At 62.3% G+C, this 19,139-nt stretch carries 19 protein-coding genes; 12 read left to right on the forward strand and 7 right to left on the reverse strand.

Annotated elements, in window-relative coordinates; genetic code table 11:
• Positions 1 to 4: 4 nt before the first annotated feature.
• A complete protein-coding gene (locus BLV20_RS05160) occupies positions 5 to 1,594 on the reverse strand; it encodes an ABC transporter substrate-binding protein (protein ID WP_092297884.1) in 1,590 nt (529 codons plus the stop codon).
• Positions 1,595 to 2,117: 523 nt separating this feature from the next.
• Here BLV20_RS05160 and rpmB point away from each other — a divergent pair.
• A complete protein-coding gene (rpmB, locus tag BLV20_RS05165) occupies positions 2,118 to 2,351 on the forward strand; it encodes a 50S ribosomal protein L28 (protein WP_007921114.1) in 234 nt (77 codons plus the stop codon).
• An 11-nt stretch (positions 2,352 to 2,362) separates the two neighbouring features.
• Positions 2,363 to 2,518 (forward strand): 50S ribosomal protein L33, encoded by a 156-nt coding sequence (gene rpmG / locus BLV20_RS05170; RefSeq protein ID WP_003177274.1) that lies wholly within the window; start codon positions 2,363 to 2,365, stop codon positions 2,516 to 2,518.
• A 58-nt stretch (positions 2,519 to 2,576) separates the two neighbouring features.
• Here the strand turns inward: rpmG and BLV20_RS05175 are convergent, their stop codons facing one another.
• A complete protein-coding gene (locus tag BLV20_RS05175; protein WP_092297887.1) occupies positions 2,577 to 2,939 on the reverse strand; it encodes a cupin domain-containing protein in 363 nt (120 codons plus the stop codon).
• Positions 2,940 to 3,174: 235 nt separating this feature from the next.
• Between BLV20_RS05175 and BLV20_RS05180 the strand changes: the two genes are divergently transcribed.
• Together BLV20_RS05180 and BLV20_RS05185 are read left to right on the forward strand one after the other, a co-directional pair.
• Complete coding sequence (locus tag BLV20_RS05180) at positions 3,175 to 4,668, forward strand: aldehyde dehydrogenase (protein WP_092297889.1); 1,494 nt, start codon at positions 3,175 to 3,177, stop codon at positions 4,666 to 4,668.
• Between the two features lie 141 nt (positions 4,669 to 4,809).
• Positions 4,810 to 5,958, forward strand: a complete 1,149-nt coding sequence (locus BLV20_RS05185; RefSeq protein ID WP_092297892.1) for an MFS transporter — start codon at positions 4,810 to 4,812, stop codon at positions 5,956 to 5,958.
• Positions 5,959 to 6,054: 96 nt separating this feature from the next.
• Here BLV20_RS05185 and BLV20_RS05190 read toward each other — a convergent pair whose 3' ends face one another.
• Both BLV20_RS05190 and BLV20_RS05195 read right to left on the reverse strand, forming a co-directional pair.
• The gene (locus BLV20_RS05190) at positions 6,055 to 7,623 is read right to left on the reverse strand and encodes a phospholipase D family protein (RefSeq protein WP_092297895.1); all 1,569 of its coding nucleotides are present in this window, start codon (positions 7,621 to 7,623) and stop codon (positions 6,055 to 6,057) included.
• Between the two features lie 60 nt (positions 7,624 to 7,683).
• Positions 7,684 to 9,114, reverse strand: a complete 1,431-nt coding sequence (locus BLV20_RS05195) for an aminotransferase-like domain-containing protein (RefSeq protein ID WP_092297898.1) — start codon at positions 9,112 to 9,114, stop codon at positions 7,684 to 7,686.
• 180 nt (positions 9,115 to 9,294) lie between these two features.
• Here BLV20_RS05195 and BLV20_RS05200 point away from each other — a divergent pair, with 180 nt between their 5' ends.
• The gene (locus tag BLV20_RS05200; RefSeq protein ID WP_092297901.1) at positions 9,295 to 9,540 is read left to right on the forward strand and encodes a DUF1127 domain-containing protein; all 246 of its coding nucleotides are present in this window, start codon (positions 9,295 to 9,297) and stop codon (positions 9,538 to 9,540) included.
• Positions 9,541 to 9,688: 148 nt separating this feature from the next.
• On the opposite strand, the gene BLV20_RS05205 is transcribed toward BLV20_RS05200, so the two are convergent.
• Positions 9,689 to 11,002 carry an NAD(P)/FAD-dependent oxidoreductase gene (locus tag BLV20_RS05205; protein WP_092297904.1) on the reverse strand — a complete coding sequence of 438 codons (1,314 nt, stop codon included), beginning with the start codon at positions 11,000 to 11,002 and terminating at the stop codon, positions 9,689 to 9,691.
• A 149-nt stretch (positions 11,003 to 11,151) separates the two neighbouring features.
• Between BLV20_RS05205 and BLV20_RS05210 the strand changes: the two genes are divergently transcribed.
• The gene (locus BLV20_RS05210; protein ID WP_092297907.1) at positions 11,152 to 11,505 is read left to right on the forward strand and encodes a YkgJ family cysteine cluster protein; all 354 of its coding nucleotides are present in this window, start codon (positions 11,152 to 11,154) and stop codon (positions 11,503 to 11,505) included.
• Positions 11,506 to 11,628: 123 nt separating this feature from the next.
• Here BLV20_RS05210 and BLV20_RS05215 read toward each other — a convergent pair whose 3' ends face one another.
• Complete coding sequence (locus BLV20_RS05215; protein WP_017125528.1) at positions 11,629 to 12,117, reverse strand: Lrp/AsnC ligand binding domain-containing protein; 489 nt, start codon at positions 12,115 to 12,117, stop codon at positions 11,629 to 11,631.
• A gap of 156 nt (positions 12,118 to 12,273) precedes the next feature.
• Here BLV20_RS05215 and dadA point away from each other — a divergent pair, with 156 nt between their 5' ends.
• From dadA to BLV20_RS05245, 6 genes are all read left to right on the forward strand, one after another.
• Complete coding sequence (gene dadA, locus BLV20_RS05220; protein ID WP_092298503.1) at positions 12,274 to 13,575, forward strand: D-amino acid dehydrogenase; 1,302 nt, start codon at positions 12,274 to 12,276, stop codon at positions 13,573 to 13,575.
• The gene (locus tag BLV20_RS05225) at positions 13,547 to 13,900 is read left to right on the forward strand and encodes a RidA family protein (protein WP_092297910.1); all 354 of its coding nucleotides are present in this window, start codon (positions 13,547 to 13,549) and stop codon (positions 13,898 to 13,900) included. Before dadA ends, BLV20_RS05225 begins: the two co-directional genes overlap by 29 nt.
• 91 nt (positions 13,901 to 13,991) lie before the next feature.
• The gene (gene alr / locus BLV20_RS05230) at positions 13,992 to 15,068 is read left to right on the forward strand and encodes an alanine racemase (protein WP_092297913.1); all 1,077 of its coding nucleotides are present in this window, start codon (positions 13,992 to 13,994) and stop codon (positions 15,066 to 15,068) included.
• A 128-nt stretch (positions 15,069 to 15,196) separates the two neighbouring features.
• The gene (locus BLV20_RS05235) at positions 15,197 to 15,745 is read left to right on the forward strand and encodes a cupin domain-containing protein (protein WP_007932420.1); all 549 of its coding nucleotides are present in this window, start codon (positions 15,197 to 15,199) and stop codon (positions 15,743 to 15,745) included.
• 183 nt (positions 15,746 to 15,928) lie between these two features.
• Complete coding sequence (locus tag BLV20_RS05240; RefSeq protein ID WP_063433388.1) at positions 15,929 to 16,342, forward strand: c-type cytochrome; 414 nt, start codon at positions 15,929 to 15,931, stop codon at positions 16,340 to 16,342.
• Positions 16,343 to 16,477: 135 nt separating this feature from the next.
• Complete coding sequence (locus BLV20_RS05245; RefSeq protein WP_092297917.1) at positions 16,478 to 18,403, forward strand: acetyl-CoA hydrolase/transferase C-terminal domain-containing protein; 1,926 nt, start codon at positions 16,478 to 16,480, stop codon at positions 18,401 to 18,403.
• A 112-nt stretch (positions 18,404 to 18,515) separates the two neighbouring features.
• Here BLV20_RS05245 and BLV20_RS05250 read toward each other — a convergent pair whose 3' ends face one another.
• Positions 18,516 to 19,085: a xanthine phosphoribosyltransferase gene (locus tag BLV20_RS05250; RefSeq protein WP_009051549.1), complete on the reverse strand. Its 570-nt coding sequence runs from the start codon at positions 19,083 to 19,085 to the stop codon at positions 18,516 to 18,518.
• Between the last annotated feature and the right edge of the window lie 54 nt (positions 19,086 to 19,139).

Here is a 19,139-nt window from a genome sequence, read left to right on the forward strand (position 1 = left end):
GGGTTCAGGGCTTTAGGCTGACCTTCGAGTAGTCCTGGCGACCGAATGGGCTGACCTGGTATCCGTGGACATCCTTGCGCGTCAGGGCGAATGCGGTCGGATGCGCGAGCGGCAGCCACAGGGCCTGCTGCTGGATCTGGGTTTGCGCCTGCTGGTAGAGCTTGCTGCGTACACCCTGCTCGGTGGTGGTTTTGCCGGCGGTGATCAGCTTGTCCAGGCCGGGGTCGCAGTAGCGGGCGAAGTTGGTCCCGGACTTCACCGCCGCGCAGGTGAACTGCGGGGACAGGAAGTTATCCGGGTCGCCGTTGTCGCCGGCCCAGCCCATGAACAGCAGGTCGTGCTCGCCGGCCTTGGCCCGCCGAATCAGCTCGCCCCACTCGATCACGCGGATCTCCGCCTGGATCCCGACCTCCGCCAGGTCCGCTTGCAGCTGTTGCGCGCCCAGGCTCGGGTTGGGGTTCAGCAAACTGCCGGAAGGGCGGGTCCAGATCGTGGTCTGGAAGCCGTCTTTCAGGCCGGCCTTGGCCAGCAACTGGCGCGCTTTTGCTGGGTCATGGGCGTAGCCCGGCAACTCCTTGGCATAGCTCCAGGTGTTGGGCGGGAAGGGGCCGTTGGCGGGTTCGGCGGTGTTTTCGAACACCGCTTTCAGGTAGTGGGTCTTGTCGAAGGCAAGGTTGATGGCCTGGCGCACTTCTGGCTTGTCCAGAGGTGGGTGCTGGCTGTTGATGCCAACGAAGGCGGTCATGAAGGCCGCGGTTTTCTCGACCTTGAGCGCCGGTTCCTGAAGCGCGGCATTCACGTCCAGCGGTTTAGGCGACAGGGCGATCTGGCATTCGTTGCGACGCAGTTTCTGCAGGCGCACGTTGGCATCCGGGGTAATGGCGAAGATCAGCGAGTCCACCGCCGGCTTGCCGGCAAAGTAGTCGGGGTTGGCCTTGTAGCGGATCGACGCATCTTTCTGGAAACGGCTGAAAACGAAGGGGCCGGTGCCGATCGGCTGGCTGTTGAGCTTGTCCTGGGCACCGGCCTTGAGCAGTTGGTTGGCATATTCGGCGGAGTAGATCGACGCGAATCCCATGCTCAGGGTGGGAAGGAAGGTGGCGTCGGCATGGTCAAGGGTGAAGCGCACGGTCAGCGGATCCAGGGCGTCGATCTTCTTGATCAGCACCGGCAGTTGCAGCGACTGGGCATGTGGATAGCCGCTCTGCGCCACTTTATGCCAGGGATTGGCCGGGTCGAGCATGCGATCGAAGCTGAACTTCACGTCTTCGGCGGTCAGCTCGCGGCTCGGGTTGAAGTACGGGGTACGGTGAAACTTCACTTTCGGGTGCAGCTTGAACACATAAGTCAGGCCGTCGGCCGAGACTTCCCAGCTATCGGCCAGGCTCGGTACCACCTTGCCGTTGCTGGCGTCGAACTCCACCAGGCGATTCATCAGCACGTCGGCCGAAGCGTTGGTGGTGGTCAGCGAGTTGTACTGCACTACGTCGAAACCTTCCGGGCTGGCCTCGGTGCACACGCTTAATGTGGCGGCGTGGGCCAGCGGGCTCAGAAGAAGAGGGGCGAACAGGAGCGGGAGGGCAGCGAGGCGCATGTTTGGCTTCCTTTGCAGATCGAAGGCCCATCTGCGAGTGCAGTCTGGAAAAGGCTTACCCTAGTGGCCCCGCTGAAAAATGACTATCCCCTTTTTTTGCGTTTATTGGGGCGTCGAGCCTGCCTGCGGCTGGCGGGGATGGCCACATTAGGCATGAATTGACAGCGGTTTTTCCATATATTGGCTCGCAACGAGCTTCGCGGCGGTTGTTCATGATGGTTTTGCCGCCCGTTTCATCCGCGGAAAATTTATTCTGCGACGAGCGGTCAGTCATGCCGCCAGCCTTTGGTGCTGGCATCCGGAGCAAGAAAGTCGGGACTTTTCGAAATCCAAAGCACACCGGCTGTTGTTGCTACGGGGTCTTTCTGGTATAAAGCAGCGCTCTTTTCTAGGGGCCCGGTTCCTTCGCTTGTAGGTGTAGCCGGTAAGACCCTAAAGAAACGCGGCGCCTGGCGCCAAATGACTGAGAGATTAAGCGGCCAACCCATGCCGGGTTGGGCATGTGGTTTTAGAGGGCTGAGGCATGTCGAGAGTCTGTCAAGTTACCGGTAAGGGTCCGGTGACTGGGAATAACATTTCCCACGCAAACAACAAAACCCGTCGTCGTTTCCTGCCGAACCTGCAGCATCACCGCTTCTGGGTTGAGTCCGAGAAACGTTTTGTGCGTCTGCGCGTATCTGCCAAGGGCATGCGTATCATCGACAAGCGTGGCATTGATGTCGTGCTGGCCGAACTTCGTCGCGATGGCAAGGTTTAAGGGAGCTAATCATGCGTGAATTGATTCGTTTGATTTCGAGCGCCGGTACTGGTCACTTCTACACTACCGACAAGAACAAGCGCACTACTCCGGACAAAATCGAGATCAAGAAATATGATCCGGTTGTTCGCAAGCACGTGATCTACAAGGAAGGCAAAATCAAGTAATTGATTTTTCTTCTGACAAAAAAACCCGCCTTCAAGCGGGTTTTTTTGTGCCTGCAATTCAGGCTTTCGGTTCGAAGATCACATAGATCTTGCGGCACGGCTCCAGCACCTCCCAGGTGCCACGGAAGCCGGCGGGAATGACGAAACGATCGCCGGCGCGCAACGTCTTGGCATTGCCTTCGCCGTCGCGCAATACCGAGACCCCCTGCACGATCTCGCAGTATTCATGCTCGGTGTAGTTCACCGTCCACTGGCCGACCGCGCCTTCCCAGACCCCGGCATTCATCTGCCCGCACGGGCTGTTGTAATGGTTGAAGACGGTTTGTTCGGGGTCGCCCTTGAGGACCTTTTCCTGGGCGGGGCGGTAGCGTTCGGCCGCAGTGCCGGCCTGGTTGAAGTCGACGATGTCCTGGATGCTCATGCTGGTATTCCCCCCTGATTACGCTGCGATTGGCTGGAAAGCCCAAAGTCTATGTTTATTAAAATGAACATGGCAATGGCGTTTGCCCGGCCTCTGTCAAATATATTGAAACTTCGGGTGCCGCTGGTTTAGGGTGGCGAATGCCATGGGCCGAAGCAGGCTGGCCGGGCAGAATTCCTGAAGGTGCCGGTGTTGATCGCGTGGCGCCTGTATCCAACAAGAGGAGGACACTCGCATGACCACCCTGACTCGAGCCGATTGGGAACAACGTGCCCGCGAGCTGAAAATCGAAGGCCGCGCCTATATCAATGGCGAATACACCGCCGCCGTTTCCAATGAAACCTTCGAATGCATCAGCCCGGTCGATGGCCGTCTGCTGGCCAAAATTGCCAGCTGTGATGCCGCCGACGCGCAACGTGCCGTGGAAAACGCCCGCGCCACTTTCAATTCCGGTGTCTGGTCGCGCCTGGCGCCGGCCAAGCGTAAAGCCACCATGATTCGTTTTGCCGGCCTGCTGAAAAAGCATGCCGAAGAACTGGCCCTGCTCGAAACCCTGGACATGGGCAAGCCGATCAGCGACTCCCTGGGTATCGACGTTCCGGGCGCGGCGCAAGCGCTGAGCTGGAGCGGCGAGGCCATCGACAAGATCTACGACGAAGTCGCCGCTACGCCCCACGACCAGTTGGGCCTGGTGACTCGCGAGCCGGTGGGCGTGGTCGGCGCCATCGTGCCGTGGAACTTCCCGTTGATGATGGCCTGCTGGAAGCTCGGCCCGGCGCTGTCCACCGGTAACTCGGTGATTCTCAAGCCATCGGAAAAATCGCCGCTGACCGCTATCCGCATCGCCGCGCTGGCCGTCGAGGCCGGGATCCCGGCTGGCGTGCTCAACGTGCTGCCAGGTTATGGTCACACCGTGGGCAAGGCCCTGGCCCTGCACATGGATGTCGATACCCTGGTGTTTACCGGCTCGACCAAGATCGCCAAGCAACTGATGGTCTACTCCGGCGAATCGAACATGAAGCGCGTCTGGCTGGAAGCTGGCGGCAAGAGCCCGAACATCGTGTTCGCCGATGCTCCGGACCTGCAAGCCGCGGCCGAATCCGCGGCCAGCGCCATTGCCTTCAACCAGGGCGAAGTCTGCACCGCTGGTTCGCGCCTGCTGGTGGAGCGTTCGATCAAGGACAAATTCCTGCCGCTGGTGATCGAGGCCCTCAAGGCCTGGAAACCGGGCAATCCGATGGACCCGGCCACCAACGTCGGTGCGCTGGTGGATACCCAGCAGATGAACACCGTGCTGTCGTACATCGAATCCGGCCATGCCGACGGCGCCAAGCTGGTGGTGGGCGGCAAGCGCACCCTGCAGGAAACCGGCGGGACCTACGTTGAGCCGACCATTTTCGACGGCGTTAGCAATGCGATGAAAATCGCCCAGGAAGAGATCTTCGGCCCGGTGCTTTCGGTCATCGCCTTCGACACGGTGGAAGAAGCTATCCAGATTGCCAACGACACGCCTTATGGCCTGGCCGCGGCGGTGTGGACGGCCAATATTTCCAAGGCTCACCTGACCGCCAAGGCGCTGCGCGCCGGCAGCGTGTGGATCAACCAGTACGACGGCGGCGACATGACCGCGCCGTTCGGCGGCTTCAAGCAGTCGGGCAACGGTCGCGACAAGTCGCTGCATGCGTTCGACAAGTACACCGAACTGAAGGCGACCTGGATCAAGCTGTAACTCAAGAGGCGCGCAGGGCGGGCGTCCAGACTGACGCCCTCCCGCGCGCCGTTACCGGTCCATCGCGCAGCCGGACTTACCGCAAGGGAGGTCCGGCTGCGTTGTCTGTGTACTGAAAAAACAATCCACAGGAGCGTGGAGATGCGCTGGGCAACGTATTTCGCCGTGTTGGCGGCTGTCCTGAGTGTGGGCTTGGCTTTGGGCGTGAGCATGCCCCTGGTGTCGTTTCGCCTGGAAAGCTGGGGTTATGGGCCCTTTGCAATCGGCGTGATGGCCTCGATGCCGGCGATTGGCGTCTTGCTCGGGGCGAAGGTTTCCAGCCGCCTGGCGGCGCGCTTCGGCACCGCGGGGCTGATGCGCCTGTGCCTGTGGGGCGGGGCGATCTCCATCGGCCTTTTGGCGCTGTTGCCGAGTTATCCATTGTGGCTGGTGCTGCGGCTGATGATCGGCGTGGTGCTGACCATCGTCTTCATCCTGGGCGAAAGCTGGATCAACCAGTTGGTGGTGGAGCAATGGCGCGGTCGCCTGGTGGCGCTGTATGGCAGCAGCTATGCCCTGAGCCAATTGGCTGGCCCGCTGTTGCTGGGAGTGCTGGGCACCGAGCATGACTACGGTTTCTGGGTTGGCGTGGCGCTGCTGGTGGTGTCGCCGTTGCTGCTGATGGGCCGCAGCGGTGCGCCGAGCAGCGAGTCTTGCAGCGTGACTTTTGGCGATCTGTGGCGGTTCTGTCGCGGCCTGCCGGCCATCGGCTGGGCGGTGGCGCTGTTCGCCGCGTTCGAGGCGATGATCCTGACCTTGCTGCCGGTCTATTGCCTGCGCCAGGGGTTTACCGAGGACATCGCCTTGGCCATGGTCAGCACCGTCGTGGTGGGCGATGCCTTGTTGCAACTGCCGATTGGCGCCCTGGCCGATCGTCTGTCGCGGCGCGCCTTGTTTGCCGGCTGCGCGGTAATCCTGCTGCTGTCGAGCCTGGCCATTCCATTGCTACTCGACACCCTGCTGATCTGGCCGCTGTGGGTGCTGTTCGGCGCCAGTGCCGGCGGCCTGTTTACCTTGTCGTTGATCCTGATCGGCGAACGCTACCGCGACGATGCGCTGGTGCGTGCCAACGCTCATGTCGCCCAGCTGTGGGGCATTGGCTGCCTGATCGGGCCGTTGGTGGCGGGGGCGGGCAGCCAGTGGGTCAGCGGGCATGCCTTGCTGTTGCTGATGGCGGCCGGAGCGCTGGGGCTGATCGTGCTGTTGCTGCGCGAGGGCGCATTTGGCGCGCCCCAGCCCCAAGCGTTGTAGGAGCGAGGCTTGCCCGCGATAGCGGAACTACATTCAATCAAGATGTTGACTGGCAGAACCCTTTCGCGGGCAAGCCTCGCTCCTACAGGGCTGGGCTCAGAGCATCCGTTCGAGGCCGATGGTATTGCTCATCCAGGCATTGAAGCGTCGCCACCAACTGCCTGGTTCGCGGGTCAGGGTGTGCAGTTGCTGGTTGTCTTCGGTGACCCAGACCAGTTTGCCGTCCTTGAGCTTCGCTTCGTAGCTCAGGGCCGGCGCCATGCCTTGCAGGGCCAGGGTGCGAACGTGTTCGGCCAGCTCGGGGCTGTCCACCAGCACCCCGACTTCGGTGTTCCACAGCACCGAGCGCGGGTCGAAATTGAAGGAACCGATAAAGGACTTCTGGCGGTCGAAGATGATCGCCTTGCTGTGCAGGCTGGAATCCGAAGCAGGATACGAAGAGCCGTGGAACAGGTAAGGGCCGCTGCTGTCGCCATTGCCGGGTTGGCGTCTCAGTTCGTAGAGCTTCACGCCATGTTGCAGCAACGCCTTGCGATACGGCGCGTAGCCGCCGTGGACCGCCGGCACGTCGGTGGCCTCCAGGGAGTTGGTCAAAAGGCTCACCGCAACCCCGGCATCGGCACGTGCTGTGAGGTAGACCAGGCCCGGCTGGCCAGGGACGAAATAAGCCGAAACCATCATCAGCTCTTTGCTGACGGCCTGTAGCTCCGGCGCCAGCTGGGTGGTCAGCAGCAGGTGCGGATCGGGCTCGCCCTTGGACAGGACTTTGCTCGGGGCATCCCACAGCGCCTGGTTCCAGGCCCAGATCAGCTCCGTGCGCCAGGCGTCCAGGCGCGGCTGGGTTCGATAGGCCTTGAGCTCCTGGAACAGTGCATGGTTCTGCTGCTGGGCATCGTCCAGCGATTGCTCCAGGCGTAGCCGGGTGTTGGCCAGCTCCCTGGCCGATGGCAGGCGCGACAGGAGCTTGCCTATGGGTTTGCTCAAGGCGCTGTTCCAGTATTGGTCGAAGCTGTGCCCGAGCTGCTCGGCCACGGGGCCGACCCCGAGGATGTCGATGTCGGTGAAGTTCAGGTTGGGCTCGGCGTCGAAGTATTCATCCCCCAGGTTGCGCCCACCGACGATGGCCGCGCTGTTGTCCGCCAGCCACAGCTTGTTGTGCATCCGCCGGTGTTGCAGCGACAGGTTGAACAGGCGGCCAATGGTGCGAGTCACGCCGGTGCTGCGCCCCAGGTGCAGGGGATTGAACAGGCGGATCTGCACCTGCGGATGAGCGGCGAGTGTCGCGATGATCTGGTCCAGGCCGTCGCTGGTGGTGTCGTCCAGCAGGATGCGGATGCGCACGCCACGGTCGGCGGCCTTGAGCAATTCGTCCACCAGCATCCGGGTGCTGATGCCGTCATGGACGATGTAGTACTGCAGGTCGAGGCTGCTTTGAGCGTTGCGGATCAGCTCGGCGCGAGCCATGAAGGCTTCGCCGCTGTCGGACAGCAGGCGGAAACCTGAGCGTCCCTGATGAGGGGCGGCCTGAGCCTGGATCGAGCGACCAAAGGCCGACTCGGCGGCCGGCAGCGCCTGGCTGGGCTCATGGGGCACGTCGAGGCTGGCGCAGCCGCTCAGGCACAGCGCGATCAGCATAAGGAAGGCCAGGGCCTGTCTGGGTCTCAAGTCAGCTCGTCTCGAATCGCAGCGGTGTTCTAGCTGTGACGCCGCTTTCACGGAAAAAGGTCAGTCCGTTGCGCAATCTTCAGCCAGCAGCTTGATGGCGGCGGCGCCCACTTTGCGCACGGCTTCCTCGATCTGTGCCGTTGGTTTGGCAGCGTAGTTCATCCGCAGGCAATTGCGGTACTTGCCCGAGGCCGAAAAAATGCTGCCCACGGCAATCTGCACGCCCTGGCCGAGCAGCGCGCGGTTCAGGCGCAGGGTGTCGAAACCTTCCGGCAGTTCGACCCACAGCATGAACCCGCCCTGCGGTCGGCTGGCGCGGGTGCCGGCGGGGAAGTAGCGGCTGACCCAGTCGATCATCAGGTCGCGGTTGCGCTGGTATTGGGTGCGCAGGCGCCGCAGGTGCGGCTCGAAATTGCCGCTCTTGAGGAACTCGGCGATGGCGATCTGCGGCTGCGGCGCGGTGGAGCCGGTGCTGATGTACTTCATGTGCAGCACCCGTTCCAGGTAGCGCCCGGGGGCGACCCAGCCAATGCGCAGCCCCGGCGCCAGGGTCTTGGAGAAGGAACTGCACAGCAGCACCCGGCCATCGTCATCGAACGACTTGATGGTCCGCGGGCGCGGGTAGGTGTAGGACAGCTCGCCATACACATCGTCTTCGATGATCGCCACGTCAAAGCGCTGGGCCAGGGTCAGCAGGGCCCGCTTGCGCGACTCCGGCATGATATAGCCCAGCGGGTTGTTGCAGTTGGGGGTCAACTGTATGGCCTTGATCGGCCATTGCTCCAGGGCCAGTTCGAGGGCGTCGAGGCTGATGCCGGTGAGCGGGTCGGTGGGGATTTCCAGGGCTTTCATGCCCAGGCCCTTGAGGGTCTGCATGGCGCCGTGAAAGCTCGGCGAGTCGACGGCGACGATATCCCCGGGCTCGCAGGTAGCGCGGATGCTGGTGGACAAGGCTTCATGACAGCCGGTGGTGATCACCAGGTCGTTGGCGCCGATCTGGCAGCCGGAATCGAGCATCAGGCGCGCCAGTTGTTCACGCAGTTCGTGCACACCGTAGATGGTGTCGTAATACAGGCCGGGCATGTCCTGGCGCCGGCTGATGCGGGCCAGCCCGCGCAGCAGGGGCTTGAGGGTCGGGCTGGTGACGTCGGGCATGCCGCGGCCCAGCTGGACGATGTCCTTGCGCGGCACGCTGCGGATCAGCTCCAGCACCTGGTCCCACTGCGAAATCTCCACCGGCCGCTGCGCCGGCCGGCCCACCGCGGGCAATGCCGGCAACTCGCGACTGACCGGCACGAAATAACCGGACTTGGGCTTGGGCGTCGCCAGGCCGCTGTCTTCCAGCATCCGATAAGCCTGCTGCACGGTACTCAGGCTGACCCCGTGTTCGACGCTCAAGGCGCGCACCGACGGCAGCCGGTCGCCGGGGCGATAGAAGCCTTGTTCGATACGGGTGCCCAGCAGTTCGGCGAGATTGACATACAGGGTCATGGCGCAGCCTCGGGATAATTGATTCGGGTGACCAGTACAGATGGCGCAAAATTACAGGATTCAGCCCGGATAGGGGAAATTCTGTATGGAAATAATAGCGGCTCTTTGAATCTGTAATGGTTTTTGGCACCCGCGCATGATGTCTGCTCATAGCGACCCAAGTAAACAGGAGCAGCAAAAATGAACGGCTTGAGCGATGTGCGTCTGTCGTTACACAGTCAGGAACTGGCGGCTGGGCAGGAGCGGGCAGCAGGGGCGACGTCCGCGCGCAATGCGCCATCCGGCCTCGGCGCCTGGGGCCTGTACTGGCATCGACTGCGTACACGCAAGGCGCTGCTTGAACTGAGTACCGAACAGTTGCGCGATATCGGCCTGAGTCGCGAACAGGCGCGGCAGGAAGGGCTCAAGCCGTTCTGGCGGCTTTGAAAGTCCCCGCGGTTTAGCCGCTGGCGCAGCCTGCGATCGGTTGCGCGGCAACCGCAAAAGGCCGCATCCGATTTCACAGGAAACCGGATGCGGCCTTTTTTTCGCCTGCTGCGCAGTCGATCGCAGCCTGGCGCCAGCGGCTACAGGTTCAGACCAGCTCTTTCAACCGATGCCAGAGCATCCCCAGTGCCAGCAGCGGCGAGCGCAGGTGCTTGCCGCCTGGGAAGGTGATGTGCGGGACCTGGGCGAACAGGTCGAAACCGCCGCTCTGTTGGCCGCTGATGGCTTCGGCCAGCAACTTGCCGGCCAGGTGCGTGGCATTCACCCCGTGGCCCGAATAGGCCTGGGCGTAATACACATTGGGCTGGTCCTTGAGGCGGCCGATCTGCGGCAGGCGGTTGGCGCCGATGCCGATCATGCCGCCCCACTGATAGTCGATCCTTACTGCTGCCAGCTGCGGGAATACCTGCAGCATCTTCGGGCGCATATAAGCGGCGATGTCTTGTGGGTCGCGGCCGGAATAATGGCAGGCACCGCCGAACAGCAGGCGGCGGTCAGCCGAAAGGCGGTAGTAATCCAGGGCCACGCGCTGGTCGCAGACCGCCATGTTCTGTGGCAACAGGGAATGGGCCAGCTCCTCGCTCAAGGGTTCGGTGGCGATGATGTAGCTGCCGGCCGGCAGGACCTTGCCACCCAGTTGCGGGTTGAGGTCGTTGAGGTAGGCGTTGCACCCCAGCACCAGGGTGTTGGCGCGCACCGCACCCTGGGCGGTATGGACCTTGATCTGCGGCCCGTAGTCGATGCGGGTCGCGGCCGAGTGTTCGAACAGGCGTACGCCCAGCTGTTGCGCCACTGCGGCTTCGCCCAGGGCCAGGTTCAACGGATGCAGGTGGCCGGAGCCCATGTCGATCAGGCCGCCGACATATCGGTCGGAGCCCACCACGCTGTGCATTTCATCGGCTTGCAGCAGGCGTGTTTCATGGCGATAGCCCAGGTCGCGCAACTCCTGGGCATCTTCGGCGAAACCTTCGAGGTCGCGCGGTTTGTTGGCCAGGTCGCAATAGCCCCAGGTCAGGTCGCAGGGAATTTGGAAATGCTCGATGCGTTGGCGGACGATTTCCACCGCTTCCAGGCCCATCAGTTTCATCTGGCGTACGCCGTCTTCGCCGATGATGGGGGCGAATTGTTCGAGGCCGTGACCCACCCCGCGAATCAATTGCCCGCCGTTGCGCCCGCTGGCGCCCCAGCCGATCTTGCGCGCCTCCAGCACAATCACGCTGAGCCCGCGCTCGGCCAGCTCGATTGCGGTGTTGAGCCCGGAGAAGCCGCCGCCAACCACGCATACGTCCGCCGTATGCTCGCCAGCCAGCGCCGGATAGTCGGGCTGCGGCAGGCTGCTGGCGGCGTAATAGGAAGCGGGGTGCGAATGGCCTGGCCCCGACGGCTGAACACGGGTGTTCATGTGGATCATCCTGATTCGTAGTGTTTGGAAAATTTGACGGAGCATAAGCCGGACCTTTCCGGCGCGGCAACACTGGTCGGCCAGTGCTGTCTGCAACAAGGCTTTTAGGGCAGAATCGCCGCTTCCCCATACCCCCGGTAAACGCTCCGATGAGCTGCAACAGCCAGAAAATCCGCATGCTCCGACAGCAGATCCCCTCGTTCGAATGCGTGCCCGGCTGTCATGACTGCTGCGGCCCGGTTACCACCTCGACCGAAGAAATGTCGCGCCTGCCGCGCAAGACCCGGGCCGAGCAGGACGCGGCGATGGAGGAGCTGAACTGTGTGCACCTGGGGCCCAACGGCTGCACGGTGTATGACGAGCGGCCGCTGATCTGCCGCCTGTTCGGCACCACGCCGAGCCTGCCATGCCCCAACGGTCGGCGTCCGGTGGAAATGATCCACCCGCGGGTGGAAAAACAGATCCATGAATACATGGCGAGCACCCGGCAGGTGCTGGTCTGACCCGAAGCCATCGCGGGCAAGCCTCGCTCCTACAGATTGCACCGGTCCCGTAGGAGCGGCCGGTCGACGCTCGATTGCCCGCGTAGCGATTACCCTGACAACACTGGTCTCAGCTCGTTGTAGTCAATCCGGAATCGGCAGGTTCAGGCTCTCTTTCACCTCTTCCATCACGATATAGCTCTTGGACTCACGCACGTGGGGCAGCTTGAGCAGGATGTCGCCCAGCAGTTTGCGGTACGAGGCCATTTCGGATATCCGTGCCTTCACCAGATAGTCAAAGTCCCCCGACACCAGGTGGCATTCCAGTACGTGAGGCAGCTTCAGCACGGCACGGCGAAATTCCTCGAAGGTGTCGCCGGACTTGTAGTCCAGGCTGATCTCGACGAACACCAGCAGGCTGCCCTTGAGGTGCTGCGGGTTGAGCCGGGCGTTGTAGCCCATGATGATGCCTTCGCGCTCCAGGCGGCGGACCCGTTCGGTGCACGGCGTGGTCGACAGCCCGACCTTCTCCCCGAGCTCGGTAAAAGAGATGCGTCCATCTGCCTGCAGGATGCGCAAGATATTGCGATCTATCTTGTCTAGCTCGCGCTTTGTCTGATGGTTGGTACGCATAGGGGATGCGCCTCCGTGAAAAGGGTTTTTGCCGAGAATTCTCGCCAAATATAGGCGTTTATATAGTGAAAAGCACTGGTCATTGCTTTTTATACTGCGCGCATCTTCGCTCTGAATAACAAACGTCAGCGGTTGTCCGCGATGAGGGATATGAAAATGCGCGTTCTGGTCTTGGGTAGCGGCGTAATCGGTACCACCAGTGCCTACTATCTGGCCCGTGCCGGTTTCGAAGTGACTGTTGTCGACCGTCAGCCGGCCGTAGCCATGGAAACCAGCTTCGCCAACGCTGGCCAGGTTTCGCCCGGTTATGCCTCGCCCTGGGCCGCGCCGGGCGTGCCGCTCAAGGCCATCAAGTGGCTGCTGCAACGCCACGCGCCGCTGGCGATCAAGGCCACCGCCGACATCGACCAATACCTGTGGATGGCGCAGATGCTGCGCAACTGCACCGCTGCCCGCTACGCCGTGAACAAGGAGCGCATGGTCCGCTTGTCCGAGTACAGCCGCGACTGCCTCGACGAGTTGCGCCTGGAGACCGGCATCGCCTACGAAGGCCGCAGCCTGGGCACCACCCAGCTGTTCCGTACCCAGGCGCAACTGGATGGTGCGGCCAAGGATATCGCCGTGCTCAAGGAGTCCGGCGTGCCATTCGAGTTGCTGGACCGCGAGGGCATCGCCCGCGTCGAGCCGGCCCTGGGTCAGGTCACCGACATCCTGGCCGGTGCCCTGCGCCTGCCGAACGACCAGACCGGCGACTGCCAGATCTTCACCACGCGCCTGGCGCAAATGTGCATCAAGCTGGGCGTGGAATTCCGTTTCGAACAGGACATCCAGCGCCTTGATTACGCCGGTGACCGCATCAACGGCGTATGGATCGACGGCAAGCTGGAAACCGCCGACCGCTACGTGCTGGCCCTGGGCAGCTATTCGCCGCAACTGCTCAAGCCGCTGGGCATCAAGGCCCCGGTGTATCCGCTCAAGGGTTACTCGTTGACCGTGCCGATCACCAACCCGGCGATGGCTCCGACTTCGACCATCCTCGACGAAACCTACAAGGTCGCGATCACCCGTTTCGACAACCGTATTCGTGTTGGCGGCATGGCGGAAATCGCCGGTTTTGACCTCTCGCTGAACCCGCGTCGGCGTGAAACGCTGGAGATGATCGTCAACGATCTTTATCCTCAGGGCGGTGACCTGTCCCAGGCCAGTTTCTGGACCGGCCTGCGTCCTACCACCCCGGACGGCACGCCTATCGTCGGCGCCACGCCAATGCGCAACCTGTTCCTGAATACGGGCCACGGCACGCTTGGCTGGACCATGGCCTGTGGTTCCGGTCGTCTGCTGGCCGATCTGATGGCGAAGAAAAAGCCGCAGATCAGCGCCGAAGGTCTCGATATTTCTCGTTACGGTAATCCTCAGGAGCCTGCAAAACATGTCAATCCAGCGCCAGCTCACCAATGAGCGCATGAGCCAGATCGTCGTTCACAGCGGTACCGTGTATCTGGCCGGGCAAGTCGGCGACGACCTGAACGCCGGGATTGAGCAGCAGACCCGCGAGACCCTCGCCAACATCGAGCGCTTGCTGGATCTGGCCGGTACCGACAAGTCGCGCTTGCTGTCGGTGACCATCTACCTGAAGGACATCGATGCGCACTTCGCCGGGATGAACAGCGTATGGGACCAGTGGCTGCCAAAAGGCGTCGCCCCAGCCCGCGCGACTGTCGAAGCCAAGCTCTGCGAACCGCAAATCCTGGTCGAGCTGTCCGTCGTGGCTGCTCTGCCTTAAGCAAGATCCCTCTCCCGGTGCCACTGATGGTTAACGTTGTCGGCCGGCACCGGTTTTTTCTTCCCACATGACCGCCTAGAAGTCTGCCGCCATGCGTCCTGCCCGTGCCCTGATCGATCTTCAAGCCCTGCGTCACAACTACCAACTGGCCCGCGAAGCGTCGCCGGACGCCCGTGCGCTCGCGGTGATCAAGGCCGATGCCTATGGCCATGGCGCGGTGCGCTGCGCCCAGGCGCTGGAAGCCGAGGCCGACGGTTTCGCCGTGGCCTGTATCGAAGAGGCCCTGGAGTTGCGGGCGGCGGGGATTCGCGCGCCGATATTGCTGCTCGAAGGGTTTTTCGAGGCCGACGAACTGGACCTGATCGTCGAGCACGATTTCTGGTGCGTGGTGCATTCGTTGTGGCAGCTGGACGCCATCGAGCAAGCCACGATCGCCAAACCGCTGACGGTATGGCTCAAGCTGGATTCGGGCATGCACCGCGTGGGCCTGCACCCCAAGGACTACCAGCCGGCCTATCAACGGCTGCTGGCCAGCGGCAAGGTGGCGAAGATCGTATTGATGAGCCACTTCGCCCGCGCCGACGAGCTCAGCTGCAGCAGCTGCGACGAGCAGGTCGCGGTGTTCGAGGCGGCGCGCCAGGGCTTGTCGGCCGAGATCAGCCTGCGCAATTCGCCGGCCGTGCTGGGCTGGCCGAATATCCCCAGCGACTGGGTGCGCCCCGGCATCATGCTGTACGGCTCGACCCCGTTCGAAGAGGCGCATCCGCTGGCGGCACGTCTGCAACCGGTGATGACCCTGGAATCGAAGGTAATCTGCGTGCGCGAATTGCCGGCCGGCGAGCCGGTGGGGTATGGCGCCAAATTCGTCACGCCACGGCCGATGCGTATCGGCGTGGTGGCCATGGGGTACGCCGACGGTTATCCGCGGCATGCGCCGACCGGTGCGCCGGTGCTGGTGGCGGGGCAGCGTACCCAGCTGCTCGGCCGGGTTTCCATGGACATGTTGTGCATCGACCTGACCGACGTGCCGCAGGCCGGGCTGGGTTCGACCGTCGAGCTGTGGGGCAGGAATATCCTCGCCAGCGAGCTGGCGGCAGCCGCCGATACCATTCCGTACCAGCTGTTTTGCAACCTGCGCCGGGTGCCGCGCATCTATTCCGAGGGCTGAATACCTCGATGCCGCGCCGGAAGTCGCCTTCCCCTCCGGGATTGGGGCCCAAGTGTTGTAAATACTGAACGCTATCGCCATGATAACGCTCAACTACAACAACGCCTGATCCCTAGGAGGCTGCCGCATTGGACGTCGGTGAACGACTGCAATCCATCCGTAAACTCAAAGGCCTTTCCCAGCGTGAACTCGCCAAGCGCGCGGGCGTCACCAACAGCACTATTTCGATGATCGAGAAGAACAGCGTCAGCCCCTCGATCAGTTCGCTGAGAAAGGTTCTTGGCGGCATTCCCATGTCGATGGTCGAGTTTTTTTCGGAAGAAATCCTCCAGGAAAAACCTACTCAGATCGTCTACAAAGCCAACGAGTTGATCGATATTTCCGATGGTGCGGTGACCATGAAGCTGGTCGGTCGGGCGCATCCGAGCCGGGCGATCGCTTTCCTCAACGAGATCTATCCGCCGGGTGCCGATACCGGTGAAGAAATGCTCACCCATGAAGGCGAAGAAACCGGGATTCTCGTGGAAGGACGCCTGGAACTGGTGGTAGGCCTCGAGACATTCGTGCTCGAAGCCGGTGACAGCTACTATTTCGAAAGCACCAAGCCGCACCGTTTCCGTAATCCCTTCGATGCCCCAGCGCGACTAATCAGCGCAGCCACGCCCGCGAACTTCTAATAGAAGAGGCGTCCTGCAAGGATTGCAGCGGTGCCCGAAGCAGCCTTTTGCCCTGCTCTAATTCCCCTTTGAATCTAGGGTTGTTTCGGAGTGACGGGCTAACCGTTATACTTGCGCCCGCCCGCGAAACCGTGGCCGTGGGCGTGACTAGCCACCATTGAGGGTGTACGCGTGAACCTAATTATGAAAATGCTGGCTGCACCAGCAACCGTATTGGCCCTCTGGGCTGTCAGCGCTCAAGCTGCAACCAACGACGACATTGCCAAGCGCCTCGAGCCGGTTGGCCAGGTCTGCGTCCAGGGGCAGGAATGCAAGGGCATGGAAGTCGCTGTTGCCGCAGGTGGCGGCGGTGCGAAGACTCCAGACGAAGTGATCGCCAAGCATTGCAATGCTTGCCACGGCTCCGGCCTGCTGGGAGCGCCGAAAATCGGCGACGCCGCAGCCTGGAAAGAACGTGCCGATCACCAGGGCGGCCTCGACGGCCTGCTGGCCAAGGCCATCACTGGCTTGAACGCAATGCCGCCTAAAGGCACTTGCGCCGACTGCTCCGACGACGAGCTCAAAGGCGCCATCCAGAAAATGTCCGGCTTGAAATAAGCCTGCATTTTCCGCAAAAAAGCCGCTTACGAGCGGCTTTTTTCATGCCTGCGATTCGGCTGGGACTGTTCATCGCGGCGAAGACCCGGCAAGCTCGATCCAACCTCAATTCATGGAAGGCTTCAGGAGGATCGGATGGTGCAGTCATGTTCTATCGAGCAGGCGGTCGATGAGGTCCTGGCACGCTTGCCGGCGCATATTCACATGGGCATGCCGCTGGGGCTGGGCAAACCCAACCGGTTTGCCAATGCCCTGTATCGTCGCATCGCGCAACTGCCCGAGCGCCGGTTGACCATCTACACCGCCCTGAGCCTGGGCCGCCCGCCGTTGGGCGATGGCCTGCAACGGCGCTTCCTCGAGCCGTTCATCGAGCAGGTATTCGGTGATTACCCCGAGCTGGAGTTCCTCGCCGACCTGCACCGTAGCCAGGTGCCGGCCAATATCCATATCGAACAGTTCTTCATGCAGCCCGGCAGCCTGCTCAACAGCCCGGCGGCGCAGCAGGATTACGTCTGCAGCAACTACAGCCATGCCGCGCGCGACATCAATAACGCAGGCCTGAACCTGGTTGCCCAGTTGGTGGCCCGGGACCCGCAGCAGGCCGGTCGCCTGAGCCTGAGCTGCAACCCGGATATCACCCTCGACCTGTTACCGATGATCGAACAGCGGCGCGCCGCCGGCGAAACCATCCTGCTGCTGGGCCAGGTGCATCGCGACCTGCCCTACATGCCGGGCGACGCTGAGATCGACGCCGCCACCTTCGACCTGCTGCTCGACGAAGAGGAAGCCAGCACGCTGTTTTCCACGCCGAACATGCCGGTGGGGTTCCAGGATCACTTCATCGGCCTGCATGCCAGCACCCTGGTGCGCGACGGCGGCACGTTGCAGATCGGCATCGGTTCCATGGGCGATGCGCTGACGGCGGCATTATTGGCGCGCCAGGCGGACAACGTCGGTTATCGGGCCCTGCTGGCGGACCTGGAGATCCAGTGCTGGAAGCCGCTGATCGAGCGCGAAGGCGGAGTGGAGCCTTTCGCCAAGGGGCTTTATGGCTGCAGCGAGATGTTCGTCAACGGCCTGCTGGCCCTGGCCGATGCCGGCATTGTGCGGCGCAAGGTCTACCCCTCGGTGGCGCTGCAGCAACAAGCCAATGCCGGGACGCTGGATGAGGCCCAGGCGCTGGGCGGGGTGTCGGTGCATGGCGGGTTTTTCCTTGGGCCGCGCAGCTTCTATCAGCGCCTCAGGGAGCTGCCCAAGAGCAAGCTCGCCGAGTTCAACATGACCGCCATCAGCTACATCAACGAGCTGTACGGCGACGAAGAACTCAAGCGCTTGCAGCGCCAGGATGCGCGCTTCATCAACAGTTCGATCATGGTCACCCTGCTGGGAGCCGGGGTCGCGGACCAACTGGAAGGCGGCCGGGTGCTCAGTGGCGTCGGCGGGCAGTACAACTTCGTCGCCCAGGGCCATGCGTTGCATGGCGCGCGCTCGATCCTGATCCTGCGCAGCTGGCGCGAATCCGCAGGCCTGGTCAGCTCCAACATCGTCTGGGAATACAGCCACTGCACCATCCCGCGGCATCTGCGGGACATTGTGGTCACCGAGTACGGCATTGCCGATCTGCGTGGCAAGAGCGATGCAAAGGTCATCGAAGCGCTGCTCAATGTCAGCGACTCGCGTTTCCAGCCGGGCCTGATCGAACAAGCGCAGAAGGCCGGCAAGCTGCCCAGGGATTTCCGCCTCGATCCGCGTTTTACCGACAACCACCCGCAACGCCTGCTGACGATCCAGGCGCAGCACCGGCATCTGTTTCCGGAGTATCCGTTGGGCAGCGATTTCAGCGCAGAGGAGCGGGACCTGCTGCGGGCGCTGAACTGGCTGAAGAGCAAGTTCAAGCTCAGCGAGATTCTTGAGCTGGGCAAGGCGGCGCTGGATGCGCCGCCGCCCGAGGCTTTCCCGGCGCATTTGCAGCGCATGCAGCTGGTGAAGCCCGATGGCTGGCGCGAGGAGATCTATCAGCGTTTGCTGCTGGCGGCGCTGCAGGAGACGGCGCAGGCGTGAGGTCGACGCCTGCCCGCGTCATCGCGGGCAATCGAGCGTCGACCGGCTGCTCCTACAGGCGCGGGTGGTCTCTGTAGGAGCGAGGCTTGCCCGCGATCAGAGGCGAAGCCTCTTAGATAAAGCTCACCACGCCACCGGCCAGGGATTTGACCCGGGCCAGGGATTCCACGCGATAGCCCTGCGCATCCAGTTCGGCACGGCCGCCCTGGAACGACTTCTCGATGACGATGCCCAGGCCGGCGACGGTGGCGCCCGCCTGCTTGATGATCGAAATCAGCGCCTGGGACGCCTTACCGTTGGCCAGGAAGTCATCGATGATCAGCACGCGGTCGCTGCTGGTCAGGTGGCGCGGGGAAATCGCCACGGTGCTTTCGGTCTGCTTGGTGAACGAGTAGACGGTCGCCGACAGCAGGTTTTCGGTCAGGGTCAGGGACTGGTGCTTGCGCGCGAAAATCACCGGCACGCCGAGGTTCAGGCCAGTCATGATCGCCGGGGCGATGCCCGAGGCTTCGATGGTGACGATCTTGGTGATGCCCGAATCCTTGAACAGCGTGGCGAATTCGTCGCCGATCAGCTTCATCAGGGCCGGGTCGATCTGATGGTTCAGAAAGGCGTCGACTTTCAGGACCTGGTCGGAAAGCACGATGCCTTCTTCGCGGATTTTCTTGTGCAGTGCTTCCACAACAGCTTCCTCTGTTGGCGCGATGGGCGCCGAAAGTAGATTAAAAAGTAGTCG

The organism is Pseudomonas sp. NFIX28 (assembly GCF_900107395.1).
Lineage (GTDB): Bacteria > Pseudomonadota > Gammaproteobacteria > Pseudomonadales > Pseudomonadaceae > Aquipseudomonas.